Source organism: Pseudomonas sp. 2VD, from assembly GCF_005503585.1.
In the GTDB taxonomy this organism is placed as follows: domain Bacteria; phylum Pseudomonadota; class Gammaproteobacteria; order Pseudomonadales; family Pseudomonadaceae; genus Pseudomonas; species Pseudomonas aeruginosa.
The window spans coordinates 23,388-30,727 of the sequence record NZ_SCND01000027.1; the positions used below are offsets into that span (position 1 = coordinate 23,388).

Sequence of the window (7,340 nt, forward strand, 5' to 3'; positions counted from 1 at the left end):
TCTGCTCCTTCCCTTACAGGCCGGCGTGGGCCGCGATGGCGGTGGCGATGGCGATGGCCAGGTGCGACGGGTTGCGCTTGATCGAGTACTGGGTCAGTTCCGGGTGGCTTTCGACGAAGCTGGTGTTGAACTGGCCGCTGCGGAATTCCGGGTTGCGGAGGATTTCCTGGTAGTACGGCGCGGTGGTCTTGACCCCTTGCACGCGCATGTCGTCGAGGGCGCGCAGTCCGCGATCGAGGGCCTCTTCCCAGGTCAGCGCCCAGACGATCAGCTTCAGGCACATCGAGTCGTAGTACGGCGGGATGGTGTAGCCGGTGTAGATCGCCGTGTCGGTACGCACGCCGGGGCCGCCGGGGGCGTAGTAGCGGGTGATCTTGCCGAACGAGGGCAGGAAGTTGTTCTTCGGGTCCTCGGCGTTGATGCGGAACTGCAGGGCGTAGCCGCGATGGACGATGTCGTCCTGCTTGACCGACAGCTCCAGCCCGGAAGCGATGCGGATCTGCTCGCGAACCACGTCGATGCCGGTGATTTCCTCGGTGATGGTGTGCTCCACCTGGACCCGGGTGTTCATCTCCATGAAGTACACCTCGCCGTCGGCGAGCAGGAACTCCACGGTGCCGGCGTTCTCGTAGCCCACCGCCTTGGCCGCGCGCACCGCCAGGTCGCCGATGTAGGCGCGCTGCTCGGGGGTGAGCTGCGGGCTCGGGGCGATCTCGATGAGCTTCTGGTTGCGGCGCTGGATCGAGCAGTCGCGCTCGAACAGGTGCACGGTGTTGCCGAAGGAATCGGCGAGGATCTGCGCCTCGATGTGCTTGGGATTGACGATGCACTTCTCGAGGAATACTTCGGCGCTGCCGAAGGCCTTGGTCGCCTCGGAGATCACCCGCGGGAACGCCTGCTCCAGTTCCTCGCGGCTGTTGCAGCGACGGATGCCGCGACCGCCGCCGCCGGAGGTGGCCTTGAGCATCACCGGGTAGCCGATCCGCTCGGCTTCGCGCAGGGCCTCGGCGAGGTCGGCGACGTTACCTTCGGTGCCGGGGGTGCAGGGCACGCCGGCGGCGATCATGCTGCGGCGGGCTTCGGTCTTGTCGCCCATGCGGCGGATCACTTGCGCCGACGGGCCGATGAACTTGATACCGCGCTCGGCGCAGATTTCCGCCAGCTCGGCATTTTCCGAGAGGAAGCCATAGCCGGGGTGCAGGGCGTCGCAGCCGCTTTCCACCGCCAGGTTCACCAGGGCGCGCGGGTTGAGGTAGCCGGCCAGCGGGTCCGCGCCGATGCTGTGGGCTTCGTCGGCGCGCTTGACGTGCAGCGCGTGGCGATCGGCCTCGGAGTAGACGGCCACCGAGCGGATGCCCATCTCGGCGCAGGCGCGCACGATGCGGACGGCGATCTCGCCGCGGTTGGCGATCAGGATCTTCTTGATCACGGAGGTCTCCCTCTTCGGGGTTGGGAACCTGGTACGGTCGATCCGGATATTCCGGTCGCTGCATGACCGGCAGGCAGCTCCCGGTCGCGCTTTTACCCTACCCCCGTGAGGGTGATTAACAAAAATCAATAATTATTGGGATAGCCATTAGAAAAGCTTTATAGTCGCCCGACCGATCTCGGTCAGAGTGTGACTGGAATGCGTAAGTCGTTGATGCGTATGACATTACGGCAGCTTCAGGTTTTTCGTGCCGTATGCGAGAGCCGCTCCTACAGCCGGGCGGCGGAGGAAATGGCCCTGACCCAGCCGGCGGTCAGCCTGCAGATCCGCCAACTGGAAGAGCTGGTCGGCCAGCCGCTGTTCGAGTACGTCGGCAAGAAGCTCTATCTGACCGATGCCGCCGAAGCCCTGCTGAAGACCAGCACCGACCTGTTCCAGCGCCTGGAAAGCCTGGACATGCAGCTCTCGGATCTGAAGGGCTCGCTGCAGGGCCAGTTGCGCCTGGCGGTGGAGTCCAGCGCCAAGTACATCACCCCGCACCTGTTCAAGGCGTTCCAGAATCTGCATCCGGAAGTCAGCCTGAGCCTGACGGTGGTCAACCGCACCCAGGTGATCAAGCGCCTGGCCGACAACCGCGACGACCTGGTGATCATGTCCCTGGTACCGCAGGACATGGCCCTGGAGTTCCTGCCCTTCCTGAACAACCCGATCATCGCCGTGGCGCCGCCGGACCATCCGCTGTGCAACGCCGCGAAGCTGGCCCTGAAGGACCTGGAGCCCTTCCCGCTACTGGTCCGCGAACCGGGCTCGGGCACCCGCAAGGCTTGCGAGGAGTTCTTCCAGCAACGCCGCGCGCACTTCTCGCAGATCCAGGAGATCGCCTCGCTGGAGTCCCTGCGCGAAGGGGTGATCGCCGGCCTCGGCCTGGCCCTGCTGCCGCGCCATGCGGCGCACCAGGAACTGGCCAACGGCCTGCTGCGCGAACTACCGGTGGAGGAATTGCCGCTCTATCGCAGCTGGTGCCTGGTGCACGCCAAGGGCAAGCGCCTGAGCCCGGTGGCCCAGGCGTTCGTCGCCTTCGTCCGCGAGGAGCGGGCGCTGATCAGCCAGCTCGCTGGGCGCTTCGCCGGCCCTGGCGGTTCGAGCTGAGGTAGGCGGCGGCTACCAGCTCGGGGTAGTCGGCCAGTTCCTGGCGCAGGCGCAGTTCTTCGCAGTGGTCCTCGATCGCCCGGCGGAATTGCATGCGCCGCTGGTCTTCGAGCTTGCGGCGGGTTTTCGAATCCACGTGCTGGGCATTGGCATCGCTATGACGGGGCATCTCGCGTCTCCCATGGCCGACTGGCTGGAGTCGCGAGCATCGCGCAGCAATGTGACGGTTTGGCGGCAGGCCGGTGAAGACTGCGTTATGCCTTCCCGGCGGCGCCTCAGGACGGCTCGCCGCGCTCTTCCTGGTTCTTCATCACCTTCGGCGACAGGCGCAGGCTGCGCAGGCTGCGCTTGACGCTCTTGAGGTGGTTGACCAGGTCCGGGCCGCGGGCCATGGCCACGCCCATCGCCAGCACGTCGATCACCACCAGGTGGGCGATGCGCGAGGTCAGCGGGGTGTAGATGTCGGTGTCCTCGTGCACGTCGATCGCCAGGTTGACCGTGGCCAGGTCGGCCAGCGGGGTCTGGCTCGGGCACAGGGTGATCAGCGTGGCGCCGGCCTCGCGGACCAGGTTGGCGGTGATCAGCAGGTCCTTCGAGCGACCCGACTGGGAAATGCAGATGGCCACGTCGCTGGGCTTGAGGGTCACCGCCGACATCGCCTGCATGTGCGGGTCGGAGTAGGCCGCCGCCGACAGCAGCAGGCGGAAGAACTTGTGCTGGGCATCCGAGGCCACCGCGCCGGAAGCGCCGAAGCCGTAGAACTCCACGCGCTGGGCGTGGGCGATGGCGGCGATGGCGCGCTCCAGGGCGTGGGTGTCCAGGTGCTCGCGGACTTCCATCAGGCTGTGCAGCGTGGTGTCGAAGATCTTCAGGCTGAAGTCGGCCACCGAGTCGCTCTCGTGGATCGAGAACTGGCCGAAGCTGGCGCCGGCCGCCAGGCTCTGCGCCAGCTTCAGCTTGAGGTCCTGGAAGCCGCTGCAGCCGATGGCGCGGCAGAAACGCACGATGGTCGGCTCGCTGACCCCGACCCCATGGGCCAGTTCGGCCATGGAGCTGTGCATGACCGACGCCGGATCGTTGAGAACGTGATCGGCGACCTTGAGTTCCGACTTGCGGAGCTGTTGGCGGGACTGGGCTATGTGCTGCAGCAGGTTCACAGGCTGGGCTCGATTCTCTGTAGTAACCTTGTAGTTATACTACAAACAGTCAGCCACGCCCAGCCAACGCCGTCGGGAGCTTGCCTTGAGTACACCAGCCACTCCAACGTCCTGCGACATCCTGGTCTTCGGCGGTACCGGCGACCTGGCCCTGCACAAGCTGCTGCCGGCGCTCTATCGCCTGCACCGGGAGGACCGCCTGCCGGCCGATACGCGGATCTTCGCCCTCGCCCGCAGCGCGCTGGACAACGCCGCCTTCCTCGCCCTCGCCGAGCGCAACGTCCGCGCGGTGGTGGCGCGCAGCGAGTTCGCCACCGAACAATGGAAAGGCTTCGCCGCGCGCCTCGACTACCTGGCCATGGACGCCTCGCAGAGCGCAGACTTCGGCCGTCTCGCGCGGCACCTGAAGAGCAGCGAGGGCCGAGTGCTGGTGCACTACCTGGCGACCTCGCCGAGCCTGTTCGCGCCGATCGCGCAGAACCTCTCCATCGCCGGCCTCGCCGGGCCGCAAGCGCGCATCGTGCTGGAAAAACCGCTGGGCCATTCGCTGGACTCGGCGCGGGCGATCAACCAGTCCATCGGCCGGGTGTTCGACGAGTCGCGGGTGTTCCGCATCGACCACTACCTGGGCAAGGAAACCGTGCAGAACCTGATGGCCCTGCGCTTCGCCAATGCGTTGTTCGAGCCGGTCTGGCGCGCGGCGCACATCGACCATGTGCAGATCAGCGTCAACGAGACCCTTGGCGTGGAGAACCGCGGCGGCTACTACGACCACGCCGGGGCGATGCGCGACATGGTGCAGAACCATCTGCTCCAGTTGCTCTGCCTGGTGGCGATGGAGGCGCCGGTGCGTTTCGACGCCGAGGCGGTGCGCAACGAGAAGCTCAAGGTGCTGCAGGCGCTGAAGCCGATCTCCGGGCTCGACGTGCAGGACAAGACGGTACGCGGCCAGTACGCCGCCGGCAGGATCGGCGGCCAGGAGGTGCCGGCGTACTACTTCGAGAAGAACGTCGACAACGACAGCGATACCGAGACCTTCGTCGCGCTCCAGGCCGAGGTCGAGAACTGGCGCTGGGCCGGGGTGCCGTTCTACCTGCGCACCGGCAAGCGCATGGCGCGCAAGTGCTCGGAAATCGTCATCCAGTTCAAGCCGGTGCCACACAGCCTGATCGACGGCGGCGGCGGGCCGGCCAACCGCCTGTGGATAAGGTTGCAGCCGGAGGAGCGGATCAGCGTGCAACTGATGGCCAAGACCCCGGGCAAGGGCATGCAACTGGAACCGGTGGAGCTGGACCTCAACCTGGCCGAGGCCCTCAGCCGCAACAAGCGGCGCTGGGACGCCTACGAACGCCTGCTGCTGGACGTGATCGAGGGCGACTCGACGCTGTTCATGCGCCGCGACGAGGTAGAGGCCGCCTGGGGCTGGGTCGACCCGATCCTCGCCGGCTGGCGCGAGCACTACCAGAGCCCGCGGCCCTACCCGGCCGGCAGCAACGGCCCGGAACAGGCGCAACTGCTGCTGGAACTGCAGGGTCGACGCTGGCTGGAATGACGCGGACATTGATCCGGCTCAGGATCGCCCGGCGCGCGCTCGGCTAGAGTCGCGCGCCCACGTTGTTGCGAGCCCGAACCATGACCGCCACCGCCCTCCGCCCCGAACTGCTGTGCCCCGCCGGCACCCTGAAAAGCATGCGCTATGCCTTCGCCTACGGCGCCGATGCCGTCTACGCCGGGCAGCCGCGCTACAGCCTGCGGGTGCGCAACAACGATTTCGACCACGCCCAACTGGCCGAAGGCATCGCCGAGGCCCACGCGCTCGGCAAGCGCTTCTACGTGGTGGTCAACATCGCCCCGCACAACGCCAAGCTGAAGACCTTCCTGCGCGACCTGGAGCCGGTGGTCGCCATGGGTCCGGATGCGCTGATCATGTCCGATCCCGGCCTGATCATGCTGGTTCGCCAGCATTTCCCGCAGATGCCCATCCACCTGTCGGTGCAGGCCAACGCGGTGAACTGGGCCGCGGTGCAATTCTGGCGGCAGCAGGGCCTGACCCGGGTGATCCTTTCCCGCGAGCTGTCGCTGGAGGAGATCGAAGAAATCCGCCAGCAGGTGCCGGACATGGAGCTGGAAGTGTTCGTCCACGGCGCCTTGTGCATGGCCTATTCCGGGCGCTGCCTGCTGTCCGGCTACATCAACCGCCGCGACCCCAACCAGGGTACCTGCACCAATGCCTGCCGCTGGGAATACAAGGCGGTGGAGGGCCGCGAGGACGAGCTGGGCAACGTGGTGGCGCGGGAGCCGACCCTGGGACGCGGCGCGCCGACCGAGCAGGTATTCCTCCTCGAGGAAGGCAACCGTCCCGGCGAACCGATGGCCGCCTTCGAGGACGAACACGGCACCTACATCATGAATTCCAAGGACCTCCGCGCCGTGCAGCACGTCGAGCGGCTGGCGCGGATCGGCGTGCACTCGCTGAAGATCGAGGGCCGTACCAAGTCCCACTACTACGTGGCGCGCACCGCCCAGGTCTACCGCCAGGCGATCGACGACGCGGCGGCCGGCAAGCCGTTCGACCGCGGTCTGATGGACACCCTGGAGTCCCTCGCCCACCGCGGCTACACCGAGGGCTTCCTGCGCCGCCACGTGCACGACGAGTACCAGAACTACCAGCACGGCCATTCGTTGTCCGAGCGCCAGCAGTTCGTCGGCGAACTCACCGGCGAACGCCGCGACGGCCTGGCCGAGGTGGAGGTGAAGAACCGCTTCCAGCGCGGCGACAGCGTCGAACTGATGACTCCGCGAGGCAACCTGAGCCTGCGCGTGGAGGACCTGCGCAACGCCGCCGGCGAAGCCATCGAGGTGGCGCCGGGCAATGGCCACGTGGTCTACCTGGCGCTGCCGGAAGGCCTGGACCTGCGCTACGCGTTACTGATGCGCGATCTCCAGCCCGGCCAGGACACCCGCCAGCCGCAGGCCGAACGCAGCGGCGGGTGTGCCGGCAAGGGCGCTTGCGGCTGCGCTCACTGAGGGTTGAGCAGGAACACCACGTAGCCCCTGAACCAGGGGCTCTTTTCCAGGTAGTCGGGGGCTTGCCAGTCGCCGCCCTGGACCAGGCCGATCCGGTACGGCAGTTGCAGGCGGCTGACCCGCGGGAGGTAGGCGGCGTGGTTGGGAATGCTGTGGCGCCCCTGGTAGGTCTGCACCACCACTTCGTCGACCACGCCCTTGAGCCGGTTGATCGCCGCCGGCTCGGCGTTGCTGCCCCAGTCGAGCAGCCCGGTGATGCTCAAGCGGTATTCGCGGGGCAGGCGCCGGCGCAGGTCGCGGAGGAAATCGACGTACTCGTCGAGGTAGCGGGTACGCGCATCGAAGTCGATCTGGATGCCGACCACCGGGTTGCCGGCACGCTTCCAGCGCTGCACCTGGTTCAGCACGGCCTGGTAGATCTGCGGCGTCCAGCGCAGGGTATGGGCGCGGTACACCACCCAGACCTCACCCCGCGCCAGGCGCGGCACCGAGATGCCCTGGGCGATCAGCCGCACGCCCTCGCCGGGGCGCCGGCGCGACTGGCTGATCTGTCCCTGCAGGATGTACAGCGTCCCGGC

7 protein-coding genes are annotated in these 7,340 nt (G+C 67.0%); 3 read left to right on the forward strand and 4 right to left on the reverse strand.

Going from position 1 to position 7,340, the window contains the following annotated elements; translation table 11 throughout:
* Positions 1-13: 13 nt before the first annotated feature.
* Positions 14-1,429, reverse strand: coding sequence for an acetyl-CoA carboxylase biotin carboxylase subunit (locus FFS27_RS05270; RefSeq protein WP_003096848.1), 1,416 nt, complete (start codon positions 1,427-1,429; stop codon positions 14-16).
* 213 nt (positions 1,430-1,642) lie between these two features.
* On the opposite strand from FFS27_RS05270, the gene pycR reads away from it, so the two are divergent.
* Complete coding sequence (gene pycR / locus FFS27_RS05275) at positions 1,643-2,578, forward strand: LysR family transcriptional regulator PycR (RefSeq protein WP_003121355.1); 936 nt, start codon at positions 1,643-1,645, stop codon at positions 2,576-2,578.
* On the opposite strand, the gene FFS27_RS05280 is transcribed toward pycR, so the two are convergent.
* Both FFS27_RS05280 and hexR read right to left on the reverse strand, forming a co-directional pair.
* Positions 2,532-2,747, reverse strand: a complete 216-nt coding sequence (locus FFS27_RS05280; RefSeq protein ID WP_003105559.1) for a PA3496 family putative envelope integrity protein — start codon at positions 2,745-2,747, stop codon at positions 2,532-2,534. The genes pycR and FFS27_RS05280 overlap by 47 nt on opposite strands.
* A 106-nt stretch (positions 2,748-2,853) precedes the next feature.
* Complete coding sequence (gene hexR, locus FFS27_RS05285; protein ID WP_003096857.1) at positions 2,854-3,735, reverse strand: transcriptional regulator HexR; 882 nt, start codon at positions 3,733-3,735, stop codon at positions 2,854-2,856.
* Positions 3,736-3,820: 85 nt separating this feature from the next.
* Here hexR and zwf point away from each other — a divergent pair, with 85 nt between their 5' ends.
* The gene (gene zwf, locus FFS27_RS05290) at positions 3,821-5,287 is read left to right on the forward strand and encodes a glucose-6-phosphate dehydrogenase (RefSeq protein ID WP_017148687.1); all 1,467 of its coding nucleotides are present in this window, start codon (positions 3,821-3,823) and stop codon (positions 5,285-5,287) included.
* 80 nt (positions 5,288-5,367) lie between these two features.
* Positions 5,368-6,762: a prephenate-dependent tRNA uridine(34) hydroxylase TrhP gene (trhP, locus tag FFS27_RS05295; RefSeq protein WP_003142098.1), complete on the forward strand. Its 1,395-nt coding sequence runs from the start codon at positions 5,368-5,370 to the stop codon at positions 6,760-6,762.
* Here trhP and FFS27_RS05300 read toward each other — a convergent pair.
* The coding region (locus FFS27_RS05300) for a DUF3142 domain-containing protein (protein ID WP_137951945.1) at positions 6,756-7,340 on the reverse strand (585 nt) is incomplete at its 5' end. The genes trhP and FFS27_RS05300 overlap by 7 nt on opposite strands.